The organism is Paenibacillus sp. FSL L8-0644 (assembly GCF_038008165.1).
In the GTDB taxonomy this organism is placed as follows: Bacteria; Bacillota; Bacilli; order Paenibacillales; family Paenibacillaceae; genus Paenibacillus; species Paenibacillus polymyxa_D.
The window spans coordinates 3,454,154-3,470,907 of sequence record NZ_JBBOYN010000001.1; the positions used below are offsets into that span (position 1 = coordinate 3,454,154).

A 16,754-nucleotide genomic window follows, 5' to 3' on the forward strand; every position below is an offset into this window, starting at 1 on the left:
AGGAGGAGCGCCATGAAATCTCACTCAACACGCTTTTGGTTACAGAGGGTGCTACTGCTAATGCTTGTTTTACTCTTCAGCGGCTCTCAGCAATCGTTCATTGTTGCCGATGCCGCCCCGCCAATTAATGTTCAGGCCTCTGCCAAAGCCAAGCAATTACTTGCCTACCTATCTAATGTACCGGATGGTATGCTAATTTCCGGGCAGCATGATTACTTAGAGGCACCGGATGAACAAAATAACAAGCTACAACAAATCAGCGGACAATACGCAGGGCTTCACGGCTATGAGTTTGGAGGATTAGCCAATCAGTCTCTTACGGCCCTACGAGAGCAACGTCAGCATGTTGTGAATAGTGCTATCCAATGGAGTCGGGGCGGCGGAATTGTAGCTGTTACCTTCCATCAGGCGCTACCGGGCAAACCCAAAACGTGGAAAAACGTACAAGCAAAAATTACTCAAGCTGAATTTAATCGTTACATCACGCCAGGTACCCCGCAATATAAACAACTGATCGCCGATCTGGATGAGGTGGCTCTGTCCCTTAAGACCTTACGAGACGCGGATGTACCTGTTTTATGGAGGCCCTATCATGAAATGAACGGCAACTGGTTTTGGTGGGGAGAAAAGCAAAATTACGCCAAGTTGTGGAATTTAATGTATGATCGATTTACTCATGTCCATCATCTGGATAACCTGTTGTGGGTGTGGAGTCCCAATGCCCCAAACGCATATAGCACTCCTTATGATCTTTCCTTCCCAGGTATTAACCGGGTAGATATTCTTGCAGCTGATATCTATAACAATGATTACAAATCCTCTTACTACACCGAATTACTAAAGCTTGCGCAGGGCAAGCCTATGGGAATCGGAGAAAGTAATATTCTGCCGAGTGCGAAGGTGCTGCAGAACCAGCCAGCCTGGGCCTATGCCATGACATGGGGTAAGGAACTGTCGGCAACCAATTCACAAGCAGCAATCAGACATTTTATGAGCCAAAATAATATCATTACACGAGACCTTCTTCATGAATCTCTGGACTGAAAGAAAAAAGCTTTCACTTCGCTCTAGAAGCAAAGTGAAAGCTTTTTTATACCAAAATCCAAATAAAGTTCTCTAACTATTCCTGATAACCTCTTCTAGATCAATATCGGCATATGCCTCTTCTCCAAGATGTACGGATACAATGGTGTAGATCCGCTTGGACAGTCTAGACATCAGCCGATCACCCGGTGCTACAGAGTATTCTTCCCGATAATCTCCAATTTTGTGAAAACCGCTGGACATATGGATGTACAAGTTGCCCCTACGTGTTTTACCATGCACCAACATCAAATCTCCTCCTGCTGTGTAACCAACCTAATTTCCCTGTTACATGTATATCGGTCAGAACAAGATAGGATATAAGTCCCTGGTATCCTTCTTTCGTTTCACATGTAGTGCACGTACACGAAACGGGTCTGCCAGTGATGTGACAGACCCGTTTTTGCAAACCCATTTTCGTGATTTAGGAAGAAACTATTCTTGATAGGATTCTGCTATTGCATTCGCTGCAATGATTGCATTGTACACGTCAGCAGGACTAACCGGGAACGGCATGTTGACCATTGTATCATTCGATGCACAAGCAGCTTCAGCCACTTGGCGCCATTCAGCCTCAACAAATTCCTCTACACCCAAGTCACGAAGTGTCAATGGAAGGCCTACATCCTTAACCAGTTTAATCACGGTTTCCAGTTCTTCTTTCGGTGCATTTTCCAGCACTAGCTGGGTTAACAAACCGAATGTGACTTTCTCACCATGCTGTGCTTTATGAAGCGAAGGAACAGCCGTCATACCATTATGAATGGCGTGTGCTGCTGCCAATCCACCTGATTCTGCACCAACACCGCTCAGATAAATGGTAGCTTCAATCGTATCCTCCACCGCACGAGTATATACTTTACGATCCACAGCACGTTTGGCCTTCACAGCATTTTCCAGCAACGTATCATAACAAAGACGAGCAAGTCCCAGCCCTGTAGTGGAAGGCTTGTTCAGAACCAGGTTATCCCCGTTGGCCTGATAGCAAGCACGAGCTTCAAAATAAGTGGCCAGTGCATCACCGATTCCAGCTGCAAAGAAACGTGCAGGCGCTGCTGCCAGAATGCCTGTATCCGCCAGTACAACGTCTGGATTAGTAGGCAGGAACAGATATTCATCGAAAGAGCCATCTTTTTTGTATATAACCGCAAGCGCGGTACAAGGAGCATCTGTAGAAGCAATCGTTGGGAAAATAACAACAGGCAGCTTTTCATAATAAGCCGTTGCCTTAGCGGTATCCAATGTTTTTCCCCCGCCAATGCCTATGATAATGTTCGAACCATGTTTACGCACCAATTCGCGGTTACGATCAATCTCTTCTTTTGTACATTCATATTGGAATTTCTCGAAGACCACTTGGTTACCAGCTGCTTCAATTGAAGCGCCTGCCTCCTTTTGGGCCCTTTCAAGTATGAACTCATCGCAGATAACAAAGGCTTTATCGCCATAATCCTTAATATAGTCATTTAACGACGAGAGCAGATTTTGTCCAGAAATAAATTTCTTGGGTGAAGTGATGGATCTTACAACGTTTGCCATGTAAATTCCTCCTCAGCTTTGACTCATACTCAAATTAATAACCATTTGGGCATGTGACCCCTTAACTATAAACCTCTTTTTACATTATTAAAAGGCTTATTATGGAATATTTTATGAACAAATTGTGTATCTATTATACTTGAACAGTCGAGCTCCATTCAGAATACAGGATACCCATCATGATACGATCATAACTGTTGCCATCACGAAGAACAGCGGAACGAACTCTACCCTCAAGCTGGAACCCCGCCTTCTCATAAGTTCGGATCGCTTGTGTATTGTACTCAATCACATCCAAGCCGACCCGATTTAAATTGAGCTCATAAAACGCATAACGAAGAATGAGACCTACAGCTTCTGCCCCAAAGCCCTTGCCACGGTACTCCGTATTACCTATACCTATTGCCAGTTGTCCGCTGCGATTATTCCACTCAATCCCGTGGATAGCAACAAATCCGATCAAGACATCATCTGCCAATGTTCTTAATCGAAAATAGACCTCGTTAGATCTGGGAGATCCTTCTGACTCCATCTGTTTCAACGTGTAAGGAAGCGCTAAATCCGTATCTACATTTCGCAGATACTTCGCATCCTCACCCCATTTGAACATCACTTCGGCATCTTCTTCCCTGACTGCGGCCAGCTTTATTCGTTCTCCATAAAATAAATTTTCGATCTTAATGACCCTTCAGCTCCTATTATGAAATGTGTGCTATGTTTTCTGTCATAATTATCATGCTATCCGATGTCCGCAATATAAGCTCTCCCTTATGAATTCAATGTTTAAATTTTACAAAATAATCAAACATAACACAACCAAATCATTACAATTGTCATTGTGTGATACACAAAAAGACCTTGCAGCTGCAAGGTCTTCGCATAACTAATATTTAAACAACATAGCAACCAGCTGATACCCAGCTCCAATCGTCCAGAACAGCACATAATCACCGCGCCGGATACGACCCGATTCAATACCTTCATGTAGAGCAATGAACGGGCTACTGGTTCCTGTGTAACCATATCGATCACCCACATAAATCATTTGGGCATCCTCTAGCTCCAAGTGATCCTGAATCTTTAATACATTTGCTAACGAGAACTGAGACAGACAATAAGCCCGTACATCCTGAGGCGATAGCCCATTCTTTTTTAAAATGCGTTCAAGCAGATCAAATGTAGGAGGCAAGGCCATATTAGCATCGAACGGAAGCCACTGAATATATTTTCCGGGGGCATTCCTTTGGAGTGTTGCCGCTAACCCCTGAGCCGGGTACAAAATTTTATCTATATTGACTGGGTCCGTAAAATACATAGAATCTATAAATCCGGTGTCTTCTTCTGTACGCTCCAAAATAACCGCACATGCAGCATCTCCATAGTTCGCATAAGTAATCTCATCCTCCGGACCGGAAATGAGTGAATTATAATCCGAACCGATAATAAGCGCTGTCCGCACGTCAGGATTAGATAACATCGACCGACTGGCTTGATCGACAGCGACTGTCATCCCTGCACAATTCGCGTTGGAATCCATCACGGCCACATCATGTCTGGCTCCAATCGCATGGTGAACAAACAAGGCATTCATCGGAAACAGTGACTCAGGAACTTGAGTGGAGAACACGATCATATCCACGTCACAGCCTGTCATACCAGCCTGTTCCAAAGCTTTTTGCGCAGCCGCAATTCCCATGGTTAAACCGTTTTCGTTCGGGTCATCAATGATATAACGCTGTCTTCTGCCCATATGCTCCATGAAACGTCGAATATCCTTGCCCCGCTCGTCAAAATGGCGAACATAGTATTCGTTATCCAACGAATGGGACGGATGGTACACACCCAGTGCTTTTATTTTGATATGGCTCATCAGGCTTCCCCCTTACACATACGTCAGCGCATTATTGTACAACAATATCTACGTTGTTTAATCCTGCTTCGCGTGCTACTCGACCAAGCTGCATTTTAATAATGGTTTGTTGAAGGCTGATACCAAAGATTACTTTGGCAAATCCGGTTTCTTTATAACGTACAAATGAGCCCTTCAATTTTTCCACTTCTCCCGGACCCAAAAGTGCCATCTGGGTACAATCTACCTTGAGTGTAAAGCTGGACGCCTGAATGGATGAGGTTTTGGCTACATAATCTTTTACAAAGCTATCATACTCCTCCTGGCTAAACACTCCATTCACCGCCATATGTACCGTTTTCATGGCTTGATCTACTTCGATAGTGTAAGGATGTTGACTCATTTTAGAAAGACTCCTTTAATTTCATTTTTTTGTCTATTAAGAGTATCGGAATAATAGGTAGAATTTTTAATATTAAATCAGATAAATCACCACTAAAATATTACAAATTTGCGAATATAAAAAACCGTCACTGCTCCTAAAGAAGCAACTGACGGCTAGAAATTTGCGTATTCTCATGTGAAATTAATTCGTAAACGTATGGCGACCGAGTGAGATGACAGCCGGGCGACTTTTACTCCATTTGGCTGTGGCAATGGCCGGGTTGTAATAAAACAAGGACCCATTGGTCGGATCAGCACCATTAAGTGCCTGTCTGGCTGCACGGTACGCAGTCTTGTTGGGTTTCAGGCGGTATTGTCCATCCTGTACAGCGGTGAATTGGCCAGGCTGCAAAATAACGTCCGGGATCGAGCTTGGAAACTCGCCGGACTGAACACGGTTTAATACGACAGCGCCGACAGCCACTTGACCTTCAAACGATTCTCCGCGCGCCTCAGAATAAATGATACGAGCCAGTTGATCCAGCGCGGTTACGCGCACCTTACCGAAGGATTTCAGCTTGGCTTGTGTAGCCGCTCCGGCTACTCCATCAGGTGTCAGACCGTTATCCCGTTGAAAACGAGTCACCGCTTTACTGGTCAGAGAACCATAGTACCCAGTAAACCCGGCTTTGAAATAACCGAGCGAATGAAGCCGCTGTTGAAGCTCCAGCACCCGTTCGCTTTGAACCCCTTTCTTCAAAGCTGACGATTGTGCTTGTGCTTGTCCTGGTGCGACTGACAATACAGTACCTAACATACATGCGCAGGACAGGATTAAAATAGATAATTTTTTCATATTCCAGACAACCTCCTCTTTCATGTTCTGTCCGGTGCAACCATTCCGGCCTGTACAACTCAGGGACGTTTATCCGATGATGTTTCTTATGACATAACTTATGCCTAGCTGCAGAAATGACGCGTGGCTACATACGGAATGGGACAATCATGCTTTCACACGTCCGTTGCAGTATACCACAAGCCGCATTTACGTATCATCCGGCTCTGGTCCTAAGACTACCCAAGCAAATAAAACGCCATCCCTAAAGGAATGACGTGTATTAAAAGCAATGGAGCATGTTCTGGACACACTTGAATACGTGACTTTTTTCGCTATTTTTCGCTTTAACTTACCCGGGACCGAAGCCTGATTTCTATGAATTCAAATCACATTTCCGCGCACACATATATAGGCGTATGCATAGGGTAGCGTACGATCCTCAAATTTCGAATAACAGAAAGGCTGGAAACGACGCGTGAATTCATATATGGATTACACCTCTCCTACTGTACAATTCACCTATGATTTAAGAGACAATGTTTTGTTTCAGAAGGATGCTCAAAATTCGATCAACGAGCTGTCGATCCAGCAGCTGAATACATTGGCAAATGTATCGCTGCTGGATATTCGCCTCAGCACTGCTAATGTTGTGGAGCCTCACTATCATCAAAATGCCACAGAACTGGTCTACTGCATCTCTGGAGCCGTAACCGTGTCACTGATTAACCCCTTTACCCGCGAGTTACGGCATTTTCCGATCACACCTGGCCAAGTGGCTAACGTCCCTCAAGGATGGTGGCATTATCTGGTCGCCACGATGGATAACACTCATTTGTTGACGATTTTTGATGCCCCGACCCCTGAATTTATACTGGGATCTGACATTTTGCGCCTAACGCCAAATAACATTATGGCTCATACTTACTGCCTGGATGAGAATAAGGTTCAGGAAGCGCTCGTCCCTATTAAAAAGCCTGTCATCATCGGTCCTCCCAATGACTGCAAGCAGCAGCCCCCCCGAAAACCTGGGATACATGTGAGGCTTGCTGATACTTCACCACACTATCAAGCCGTCCCCCAAAGAGATTACGCCTATACTAACGGATAACCTGGCTTCTCTTTTAATCCCTATCAAGAATAGGCTAACTCTAGTCAGGTCCTAAGTTCGAGGGAATACCTTTTCCCTGTATGTTCGCCGTTACCATAAGACCGTCCCTCTCATAAAATGCCAATGTATAAGAGGGGGTGATGGAATGGACGCTTACTACAACTGTTTGAACTGCATGAATAAAAAGGTGCGTATTCTCACCATGGACGGAAAACAGTACGAAGGAACCATTATGGATGTGGATCGTAATAATGTGTACTTAAAAACAGAACGGAACGGACGTGTACAAACGTCTGCCTTTTACCCTGGCTACGGGTATGGGAATCAAATCTTAACATTGAGCCTGTTCACCCTGCTGGCGATTGCGTTAATTTAATCCCTGACCCATTGTCCGTTCCTGTCTATAGATGCCAATGTACCTCAAATGACAGCTGTCTCGCCCGGCACCATTTGTGTAGGGCTTGTACGCTGTTATTTGAGGTGTTTTATCATTTATTCCATCCTCTAAAACACTTAACCCCCCATCAGTTATATACCGATGGGGGGTTAAGCTACTCATTTTAAATTAAACCCATAAAGACTTCGTAATGATAACGAGCAGAATGAACAGTACCAGAATAGCTCCTGTCGATGTCCAAACTCCTGGGTAGCCTCCTACTGAACCGCCGCCACAACCTCTTTCACATTCACTCATGGTCATTGCCTCCTTCAATTCAAGGTACAACATAGCTTATGTATTGAGCTTTCCTATGGACCGGGCTTTTTGGCAATGTTATGAATGTTTTCGCTGATGGGCATTAGCCTACACCTTTCCTAGGCAGGAGCATAGGATAACACAACTAATCTTGAAGGAGTGAAGCAATTGAATTCAAATCAAATGCTCAATTACAACGTTAATCAACCTTTTCCTCACCATCCTACCTCTCATCACGTCGTGGTGCACCCTGTAGATCCATACGTCGTAGAAACATTAAAATCGGTGATCGGCAAGTACGTTGTACTTGAGACCACTCGTGGCAGAATTGATGGATGCGTAGTTGATTGTAAGCCCGACCATGTCATTTTAGATGTATATGGGAAAAAATTCTTTGTTCGAATCAGCGAAATCGTATGGATCATGCCCAACTAAACAAAACAGACATTAAAAATCCTCGCAGATCCTATTCCGGATTCGCGAGGATTGATCATGATATGATTATGCTAATCGAGCTCTCCTCCAAGTGAAGCCCGGAGTTCATCTATCGTTCCGTTGTATTCATCCAAATCCACTTGGCCTCGAATACCCGGAACACTGCCTGTGCTACTGTACTGCCAAGCCCACCAGTTATTCCAAGCTGGAACCGCGGTCGGCTTTTGCGTAGTGCTGTATCGGGCTACCCACAGTTTATACATAGAAAATGTAGGATCAAACTTGGAAGCAAAGACATTACCCGTGTATACGATCGGCTGACGTCCGGTAAGCCTCTCCATTTCATCCAAAAAGGCATGAGCCACTTCATTAATTTGTGCAGGAGTAAGACCTTTGGGGTTATTTTCATAGTCCATCACAGGGGGCAGATCCAGCCTGCCTCCTGCTGAATCTAGAGCCCTAGCAAAGTTAGCAGCTTCCTGACGAGCTCCATCCGCGGTAGTTGCGTTCAAAAAGTGGTAAGCGCCAACCAAGATGTTAGCCTCTCTGGCACCCTGTACATTTATCAAAAATTGATTATCTTGATATTTTGTGCCCTCTGTAGCTTTAATAAAAGCAAATGTTTTACCTGCCGCTGCCACTTGCTGCCAATCAATATTGCCATTATAGTGTGAGACGTCAATCCCTTGCGCGTGTCCATCGGAAGAAATCACAGGTGTAACAGGTATGGTAGGTAAAACGTTCTCGGTAGTTGATGGCTCCTCCGTTTCCTGATCCAATGCTATAACAACCTTACCATCATCTGCATTGAGTATATGAAAAGGTGTGCTGTTATTAAGATCAACCACAATACGTACCGATGCGGGAGTTGTACTAAACATGGAATATCTTACTTGGGAAACATCTGGATCTTCTGTGACTGGAAAACTTCCTTGTCCACTATTGTCAAATGATTGCGATGCTAGAAATTCCTCAGCAAACTTTGTATCCGGTATGTCTACAACAATACGGTCTGCATGAGTCAACGTAGTTACTTTGGGGGTTACTTTTCCATTAACAGCTATAGTCAATTGGTGATTAGCGAAGCTAATTTGGTTTATAGCCGTGCGCGCACTCTCTTTAGGATTACTTACAGCTGGAGTAGCAGAATGATCATGAGTGGACTCGCTATTCCCGCTTGAAGCAGGTGGAGTCGTCAGGAACACGGTTTTAAGCTCGTTGTTCCAGACCACATCAACCCCTGTCTGTTCGGATACAAAGCGAAGCGGAACATAAGTCGTCCCCTCTCTAAGCAAAGGCGCTACAGCCAATCCCATTTGATGATCATTAACAGAGGCCATGGGATTGTTGACCTGAAGACTGAGGTTAAGATTTTGCTTATGTATAGTTATGGTCCCTGTCTTGGACTCCCAATTCACGCTATAACCCAATTCCTCTACAATGAGACGGAGTGGAACCAGTATATTCCCCTTTACTTCTTGAATCTGAACACCTTTGCCAACACTTATATCTTTACCGTCTAACTGAAGATGTGAACTCGAAGAGGCAGCGTGACTCTCTCTTGGAAATGCTAGTAGAAACAGAAACAAAAAAGCAAATAAACAAATTTTCTTCATTATGTACCCTACCATTCTCTATATTTTCGCTTATGAAATTCTTGCACTCTATGATTCTCAGGACCTCCATTTTGATAGACGCGAATCATATGTAAAAAGTTACGATTGATTCAGTACATATTTCAGTTTTATCATACAAAAGTACTAAAAAACTCTACCAGCTATATAGCAAGCAGAGCTTTTTCCAGTTTTATTAATCTGGTTTACTAGCAATCTTATCACAAACGAATACTTCATGTTCACACTGTTAAAAATGTTAAACCTATAAGAATGATCGAGGTAACAGACAGTACCAGTAAGGGAAGCATTGCTTTCTCTCGCAAAGCCTTAAAGCTCACATTCAGCCCCATACCTACCATAGCCATCGTTAACATAAAGGTGGTAACTTGAGAAATTCCGTTTGTCAGACTAGATGGAACTACAATATATTTTCCAAAAACATAGCTGCCCACAACACTTGTAGCCATAAAGCCGATGAGGAACCAGGGAAACTCCACTTTAGCATCTGTACGAATTTTTCCGGTTCGTTTCATCCAAACCATTAAAACAAAGCTGAGCGGTATGAGCAAGAAAACACGCCCCAGTTTGGCTAATAAGCCCATTGCAAGAGCATCCTGTCCGGCAGGCGCTGCAGCTAAGGCCACATGTGCAATTTCATGTAAACTGACGCCCGACCAGATCCCATATTGCATATCCGTCAAAGGAAGCCAGGGTCGAAGCACGGTAAACAAAATGGCAAATATCGTACCAACCAAGGCAATGAGTCCTACTCCTATGGCTGTATCCTCATCTTTGGATTTTAACAAGGGAGAAACCGCTGCAATCGCTGCTGCACCGCAAACTCCTGTTCCAATACCAAGAAGAAGCGAAAGCGAAGCATCTGCCTTGAAACGTTTTGCCAGCCAAACCGTAAAAAAGATGGAAAATACAACGGTGCCCACATCACGCAAAAGTAAACCCAGTCCATGATGAATGACAACATCCATATTCAGCTTCAGCCCAAATAACACAATCGCTCCGCGTAGTATTTTCTTTGCTGAAAACTCAACCCCTGAGCGCACAGCTTCAGGGTATCCCCACAACTGTCGGTACAGAATAGCGAGAAACATGGCACAAGCCAATGGACCTACATAATGAAAGCCTGGCAATTCGTTCAGACCGTAGCCTGCCAAAGCAAATAACATCGTGAGGATAATGCCAAATATACGCTGGAATAATCGCCCTCTGTTCGAAAATAATTTGGTATGTTGTGTATGACTATTCATGGTGAACCCCTCCAATTCTACATACATCCAGCTTAATATGTTTTTTGTCATAAGAAAAATAAATCATTATAATTATGATAATAAGTAAATAGATATAATAAATTTGGAGGAATGGGCTTTGGACCAATCTTTAATCGTATTTGTTAGGGTCGCAGAGAAACAAAACTTCACACGAGCTGCCGAGGTATTACACATGACCCAACCTGCGGTAAGTCAGTATATTCAAATGCTGGAACGTAGCGTAGGAACCCGTCTCCTGGAGCGTAGTAATAAATATGTGCGCTTAACCAAAGCAGGTGAAATTGTGTATCATCATGCCCAGGAGATTATCCGACTCCATACACGTATGCAGTACTTGGTGGATGAGCTAATGCATACGGCAAAGGGTAACCTGTCTATTGGTGCAAGCTACACGTATGGCGAATATGTGCTGCCGCATGTGATTGCGCAAATGAGAATCCAGTATCCACTCATTCAGCCCTCCATTACCATCGGCAATACATTGGAAATTGAAAAGCTCGTGATCCATAATCAACTGGATGTGGGGATTATCGAAGGAGAATTTCAGCATGACCATCTACACATTGAATCATTTGCTGATGATCGAATGTATATCGTCGTTCCGCAAAATCATCGTTTGGCTGGTAAATCTCAAGTGGATATAAATGAGCTGCATGAGGACATCTGGATTCTGCGGGAAGAAGGCTCTGGAACCCGGGAGGCGGCTGAAAAGATGTTTGCACAGCTTCGATTTTATCCTTCTCATATGATGAATTTTGGCAGTACACAGATCATCAAAGAGTCTGTAGAAGCAGGCTTGGGGATTTCTTTGCTGTCCCAATGGGTCATTCAGAAGGAACTTGCTTTGGGAACATTAGAAGTATTGGATATTCTCAATCTCCCGTTCATTCGGAAATTTTCTTTTCTGACCCCTTCTGCGGTATTTGAGACGAAAGCATGCACCGCTTTTTTGGAGATTTTGCGAAGTTATAATGTGAAAAGATAACGTGCATAAACAAAAAAGCACCCATAAAGGTGCTTTCAACATTCATCATTATAATATTTTTTATGAGGAAAGATCATCCATACCATGATATAAGAAATGAGAAAAATCAGCGTAGCTTCCTTGGAATTGTTGCATATCATGAGCAGCAATACCTACAAAATTCCCTGTAAAACCACCGGATAAAAAGCTGATATCCTGCATTTCAAAAAGTCGCTTCCAAGCAGGTTTATCTCCGAGTCCATAATAAAATTGCCCGTGGGATGCATGGACTTCCACTGCTAAATGTATAGGAAGATCGTCCTGAAGCGTAATCGCTTGGGGAACTAAAGTAAATGTATTGGCTTCACATCGCATCAAGCGCAGTACCTTCCCTTGTCCTTCCTCATAGCTAATATAGGCGTACAAATAATTTTCTTCATTAAGGTACAGTAGTAGCCCCGCCATCTGCAAATAGCTTGTTGGCTGGTACTCCAGTGCTGTTTCTACCCGGAAATGATGATCCGTTTGCCGAATGGCAAGCACGTGATGCTGGAACAGACTTTGTATGGATTCCCCAGCATGGATTCGAAGATAGCCCGGGCGCTGACTTAATGAACACCAGCTCTCGTTCGCTAGGATACGCAATGTGTTCCACGTTTTATCTAATAGGGCTCCCTCGAAAAAATCCTCGAAAATATTACTCTTTTGCTCTTGCTTAACCGAAATTGTCCCTTGAGGTGCAGGCACCTCCAATTGAGGCGTATGGCCCCCCGCGGTTAATCGCAGCCAGCCTTCATCATTCCAGTACACTTGCTGCAAGGCTGTTTCCCGTCCTAAAATGGCATATTTCCCCTCTACCGGACGTGTGCATAAATGAGCCATGTACCATTCGCCGTCCGGTGTTTGTACAAGACTGCCATGTCCTGCACATTGTAACGGGAAATCCTGTCGATCACGTGATGTAAGCATCGGGTTGTGCGGGTCTACTTCATATGGTCCGGTTATTTGCTTCGAGCGTGCTACGGTAACGGCATGCCCCGTACCCGTTCCGCCTTCCGCTGTAACAAGATAATAATATCCGTTTTGCTTGTAGATATGAGGCGCTTCTGTTTTCTTCAAAGGAGTACAATCAAAGATTTTAACAGGCTCCCCAATGAGCTGTTGTTGCTTGCTATCATACTCCTGCATGACGATACCGGAAGATTTATTGCTTTCCAACATGCGATAATCCCACAATGCGTTCAACAGCCATTTGCGTCCGTCATCATCATGAAATAAAGACGGATCAAATCCGCTACTATTAAGATAAACGGGTTCCGACCACGGTCCTTGGATCGTAGGCGCCGTCATCACAAAATTATGAACATCCTTGAACGGACGTTTGGTGCTTTTCACATCCGTATAGAGCAGATAAAAAAGGTTATCCGCATAACTAAGCTGTGGTGCCCAAATACTGCAATTTTTAGGATTACCTCTTAAGTCAACCTGATCGGTCAAAATATCTGTGCAGTGCTCCCAATGGGCCAAATCTTTGGACTGGTACACCCGTACTCCAGGCAGCCACTCAAACGATGACACCACAATATAGTAAGTATCCAGGGCTCGTGTAATACACGGATCGGGATTAAAGCCTTTTAATATGGGATTTTGGATCATCATGAAACCTCACTTCTCCTTGCTTCCAAAATGTGACTTCTGCAAAAATCTGCTCCTTGCTCCATATTTTTGTTCCCAATTCAAAACAATCTGCCCACGGAACACGCTGCTTACGTAACGTAGCCACTTTGTCGAATTCACCGTATTCCTGATAACAGACGGTTTTCTCGTTCGCAACATTGTTCCAATTGTCCCAGCCACGTGGGTCAATATGATCGCCCATTTTACAATCGACAAATACAGTCTTGGCATATTCCCGCCACGGACGCCCCAAAAAAACCGGGGTAATATCAGGCTCTGCAGTTAGGTAGCATTGGTTGAATACATAGCCATACGCTTGTCCTTGCGGCGTAGAGGCGGCTGTGACGTAGCTCGTTTGGTTCTCATGATGGCGTAAACTGCGAATTTCGCAATCTTCAAAATAAGCGGTAGCCCCACCAAAAATAAAGTCCACCGTACCCTCTATATAACAATGCTGATAGAGCTGCCGATAGTGTCTATGGTGCTCCTTCAAATGGATTCCACCAAACTGGAGCCGTTCTTTCGGTGCAGGAGGTAGAGGGCCTGTAAATAAAGTATCCTGGTGCCCTTTAAAGGTACAGTTTCTAAAGACCGTTTCATCGCAATGAGCGTATACCGCAACGGCCTGCCCAATGGCTTCTCCCTGTCCTGCCGTGTTGGAAATCGTGAGATTTTCCAAGATCAGATGGCTACCGCCTAAAAATAAAGTGGGTGTCGCAAAGGTCCCTATTTCCTCACCCGCTTCATTCCGCTCCTTGGCATACCGATTCATTCGAATCTCTACCTGCCCGATGCCTATAATATGAAGATACGAACGGTAAATTCGCACCTCTTCCTCATAAATACCTGATAAAATAGTTAACGTTTCCATTTCATTGGAAGCCGACTGCTCCAATACAGCAATTGCCTCCTGAATCGTATGGAAATCACAAAAGGATTCTTTTCCAACTAGCATGATTACCCCGATCCTTTCATTTGATTTACAGGTGCTTGGCTAAAAATGTCTGCCACGCCGTGCGCATTTGCAGCGTCTCCATATGTCCACCGCCTGCAATCACAGGCTGCCAATGCTCTGGGTGACCTGCCTGCTGGTAAGCTTCCAGCAACCCTTTTGCCAAATGCTCGACTCCTTCAATAGGACACATCCGGTCATTTTGACCTGTTATACTCATCCGTGGACGAGGTACGATCCGCTTTTGAATATCAAGGGTGGTAAAATGCTTCAGCAAGCCGGGGACATAGGAATAAAAGCCATGATGGTCCAATCCCCGTTTAGCGATTAGCGTATGGGCATCTACCTGTCCACAAATATCAACCGTAACCTGTATCCGTTCATCTAACGCAGCCATCCACCATGCCATGAGTCCGCCCATCGACATACCGATTGTTGCGATACGGGAAGCATCAATGTCTTCACGCTGGCACATATAATCCACCAAGCGACGGTTATCATACAGCATCATGCCCCACAGCACTTGGCCCTGCCAGAGCATTTCCTTTACCAGCTCGCTTTCGGTTTTGCCCCCACGTTCATTGAAGCCCCACATGTCAATGCAGCATACGCAGTACCCCATGTCTGTCAGGGTTGTAGCAAACGAGGGCTGCTGCAAGTAAGAGCTGCTATGGAGCAGTTCCTTACGTCCATTCGTATAGTTGCCCCCATGCGAATGGTTAAAAACGACCATTGGAAACGGACCGTTCCCTTGCAAGGGTGTAGCTACATAAGCGGGTACAGATTCGATCCCGTTCAAGTCCAGCAGGAGACACTCCAGTCGGTACCCCTCACGCTCTTCTTCATTCAACAGAGTTGCCGTTATAGGGCGATCTGCCGGAAGGTCTCCCAACAATGCTTGTAATTTATCCACGTTGTACCTCCTTTCATGTCCTCCTAATTCATCCTATTTTGTTCAGAAGGTTGTATCGTTACTTGTTCTATCAGCTTTTCGGGCTCAGCTGTATTCTTCGAATGGCAACGATTGATTTCAACGTCTTCCCCATTCTCAATATAAAAGGCAGGACCTTGATGATTCTCAATCGTCACCTGTTGAAAACGAATATCCCTCACGTTACCTAGATAAAAACCACGGTTATTCATATCTTCGATCCCTGTCATCATGGCCGGACGACCGGGAATTGCATTTTTAGCCATAGAAATATCAATATTGGAGAATGTAATTTCAGCAATATATTGTTCTGCTAGTCCGTATAAGAATCCAGCAGCCGCATGAACCTGTCGTGCCGTAATATCGGAAAAATGAATTCGTCTAAAGCACGGGGTTTCATCGGTAATCGGATAGGGATTTTTGTCCCACACATATTTGTCTTTGCCCCGAGGGCCGCAGAAATAATACAGGTTCAGAATAAATGGACAAATGACCTCCTCCATCACAATGTTGCTGACGCGGATATCCTCGATGATTCCGCCACGTCCCCGTCTGGATTTCAGACGTATACCCCGATCTGTTTGCTTGAACACACAATTGCTGATCGTAACATTACGAATATCACCACTCATTTCGCTCCCCAGTACAACTGCGCCATGTCCATGCACCATCGTACAGTTGGTAATTGTAATATTTTCACATGGAATTCGCTCTTGTGTATCTTCGGTCCCCGCTTTGATCGCAATACAATCATCGCCCACATCTATATTGCAGTTGCTAATACGAACATTGGAACAGGATTCAGGATTAATGCCATCCGTATTGGGGGAGTCCGCCGGGTTAAGAATGGACAAATTATCAATCGTAACGTTATAGCAAGCGATGGGGTTCACAGTCCAACTGGGGGAATTTTTTAACATAACATCTTTAATGGTAACCCGCTGACAACGGTCAAAGCTGATTAATTTGGGTCTCGGATACTGTAACTCCTCTGGATGATTTCGGTGCTTTTCCCACCACGGCTGACCATTTCCATCCAGCGTTCCGCTACCTGTAACTGAAATATTCTCAAGATTCTGTCCATAAATGCATGACGCATGCACTTCCCGCTGAACGCCTTCCCATCTGGATTCCACTACAGGGTAATCAGCCAGATCCGTACTGAAGGACAGAATTGCGCCAGGACTTACATGTAGTTCAATGTTATTTTTCAGAAAGATAGCACCTGTCAGATACGTCCCAGACGGAACAACAACGGTTCCTCCTCCAGCATTGCTGGCCGCTTCAATGGCAGCCGCAATCGCTCCCGTAGCCAACGTCGTGCCATCCTGAACTGCTCCATATTCTACAATGTTATACAATTGCATTTCGTTCTCTCCTGTCTTTTTTTTGTGAATA

The 16,754-nt window shown here is 44.5% G+C and carries 18 protein-coding genes; 5 read left to right on the forward strand and 13 right to left on the reverse strand.

The genetic code is table 11. The annotated features are described in order from the left end of the window. Window positions 1-12: 12 nt before the first annotated feature. Complete coding sequence (locus NSS94_RS15655; RefSeq protein ID WP_341039624.1) at window positions 13-1,044, forward strand: glycosyl hydrolase; 1,032 nt, start codon at window positions 13-15, stop codon at window positions 1,042-1,044. Between the two features lie 72 nt (window positions 1,045-1,116). Here NSS94_RS15655 and NSS94_RS15660 read toward each other — a convergent pair whose 3' ends face one another. The 6 genes from NSS94_RS15660 to NSS94_RS15685 all read right to left on the reverse strand — a co-directional run bounded on the left by NSS94_RS15660 (window position 1,117) and on the right by NSS94_RS15685 (window position 5,711). Next, window positions 1,117-1,332 (reverse strand): hypothetical protein, encoded by a 216-nt coding sequence (locus NSS94_RS15660; RefSeq protein WP_013311038.1) that lies wholly within the window; start codon window positions 1,330-1,332, stop codon window positions 1,117-1,119. A 186-nt stretch (window positions 1,333-1,518) separates the two neighbouring features. Continuing rightward, window positions 1,519-2,622: a glycerol dehydrogenase gene (locus NSS94_RS15665; RefSeq protein WP_029517711.1), complete on the reverse strand. Its 1,104-nt coding sequence runs from the start codon at window positions 2,620-2,622 to the stop codon at window positions 1,519-1,521. A gap of 133 nt (window positions 2,623-2,755) precedes the next feature. Next, window positions 2,756-3,304 carry a GNAT family N-acetyltransferase gene (locus NSS94_RS15670; protein WP_029517712.1) on the reverse strand — a complete coding sequence of 183 codons (549 nt, stop codon included), beginning with the start codon at window positions 3,302-3,304 and terminating at the stop codon, window positions 2,756-2,758. Window positions 3,305-3,505: 201 nt separating this feature from the next. Further along, window positions 3,506-4,492: a ketoacyl-ACP synthase III gene (locus NSS94_RS15675; protein ID WP_341039625.1), complete on the reverse strand. Its 987-nt coding sequence runs from the start codon at window positions 4,490-4,492 to the stop codon at window positions 3,506-3,508. Between the two features lie 31 nt (window positions 4,493-4,523). After that, the gene (locus NSS94_RS15680) at window positions 4,524-4,874 is read right to left on the reverse strand and encodes a hypothetical protein (protein ID WP_029517714.1); all 351 of its coding nucleotides are present in this window, start codon (window positions 4,872-4,874) and stop codon (window positions 4,524-4,526) included. Between the two features lie 183 nt (window positions 4,875-5,057). After that, on the reverse strand, window positions 5,058-5,711 hold the full coding sequence (locus NSS94_RS15685) for a cell wall hydrolase (RefSeq protein ID WP_318627877.1): 654 nt from the start codon (window positions 5,709-5,711) through the stop codon (window positions 5,058-5,060). A gap of 457 nt (window positions 5,712-6,168) precedes the next feature. Between NSS94_RS15685 and NSS94_RS15690 the strand changes: the two genes are divergently transcribed. Next, entirely contained in the window at window positions 6,169-6,801 is a 633-nt protein-coding gene (locus tag NSS94_RS15690) for a cupin domain-containing protein (RefSeq protein WP_341039626.1), read from the forward strand. Window positions 6,802-6,946: 145 nt separating this feature from the next. Beyond that, on the forward strand, window positions 6,947-7,177 hold the full coding sequence (locus NSS94_RS15695) for a hypothetical protein (RefSeq protein ID WP_029517718.1): 231 nt from the start codon (window positions 6,947-6,949) through the stop codon (window positions 7,175-7,177). A 189-nt stretch (window positions 7,178-7,366) separates the two neighbouring features. Here NSS94_RS15695 and NSS94_RS15700 read toward each other — a convergent pair whose 3' ends face one another. Further along, on the reverse strand, window positions 7,367-7,495 hold the full coding sequence (locus NSS94_RS15700) for a hypothetical protein (RefSeq protein WP_013371969.1): 129 nt from the start codon (window positions 7,493-7,495) through the stop codon (window positions 7,367-7,369). Between the two features lie 168 nt (window positions 7,496-7,663). Between NSS94_RS15700 and NSS94_RS15705 the strand changes: the two genes are divergently transcribed. Beyond that, the gene (locus NSS94_RS15705) at window positions 7,664-7,930 is read left to right on the forward strand and encodes a DUF2642 domain-containing protein (RefSeq protein WP_025719729.1); all 267 of its coding nucleotides are present in this window, start codon (window positions 7,664-7,666) and stop codon (window positions 7,928-7,930) included. Between the two features lie 71 nt (window positions 7,931-8,001). Here the strand turns inward: NSS94_RS15705 and NSS94_RS15710 are convergent, their stop codons facing one another. After that, entirely contained in the window at window positions 8,002-9,546 is a 1,545-nt protein-coding gene (locus tag NSS94_RS15710) for a GH25 family lysozyme (protein WP_341039627.1), read from the reverse strand. A gap of 239 nt (window positions 9,547-9,785) precedes the next feature. Continuing rightward, entirely contained in the window at window positions 9,786-10,811 is a 1,026-nt protein-coding gene (locus NSS94_RS15715) for a YeiH family protein (protein WP_069010298.1), read from the reverse strand. A 118-nt stretch (window positions 10,812-10,929) separates the two neighbouring features. Between NSS94_RS15715 and NSS94_RS15720 the strand changes: the two genes are divergently transcribed. Further along, on the forward strand, window positions 10,930-11,817 hold the full coding sequence (locus tag NSS94_RS15720) for a LysR family transcriptional regulator (protein ID WP_039272221.1): 888 nt from the start codon (window positions 10,930-10,932) through the stop codon (window positions 11,815-11,817). A gap of 60 nt (window positions 11,818-11,877) precedes the next feature. Here the strand turns inward: NSS94_RS15720 and NSS94_RS15725 are convergent, their stop codons facing one another. Genes NSS94_RS15725 through NSS94_RS15740 form a run of 4 tightly spaced genes read right to left on the reverse strand, consistent with a single transcriptional unit; the run spans window position 11,878 to window position 16,723 of the window. After that, entirely contained in the window at window positions 11,878-13,455 is a 1,578-nt protein-coding gene (locus NSS94_RS15725; protein WP_318627876.1) for a glycoside hydrolase family 43 protein, read from the reverse strand. Continuing rightward, window positions 13,421-14,428, reverse strand: a complete 1,008-nt coding sequence (locus NSS94_RS15730) for a pectinesterase family protein (protein WP_318627875.1) — start codon at window positions 14,426-14,428, stop codon at window positions 13,421-13,423. The genes NSS94_RS15725 and NSS94_RS15730 overlap by 35 nt, the downstream gene beginning before the upstream one ends. Before the next feature lie 25 nt (window positions 14,429-14,453). Beyond that, a complete protein-coding gene (locus tag NSS94_RS15735) occupies window positions 14,454-15,338 on the reverse strand; it encodes a dienelactone hydrolase family protein (RefSeq protein WP_029517724.1) in 885 nt (294 codons plus the stop codon). Window positions 15,339-15,361: 23 nt separating this feature from the next. Then, window positions 15,362-16,723, reverse strand: a complete 1,362-nt coding sequence (locus NSS94_RS15740) for a glycoside hydrolase family 28 protein (protein WP_069010296.1) — start codon at window positions 16,721-16,723, stop codon at window positions 15,362-15,364. Window positions 16,724-16,754: the final 31 nt, after the last annotated feature.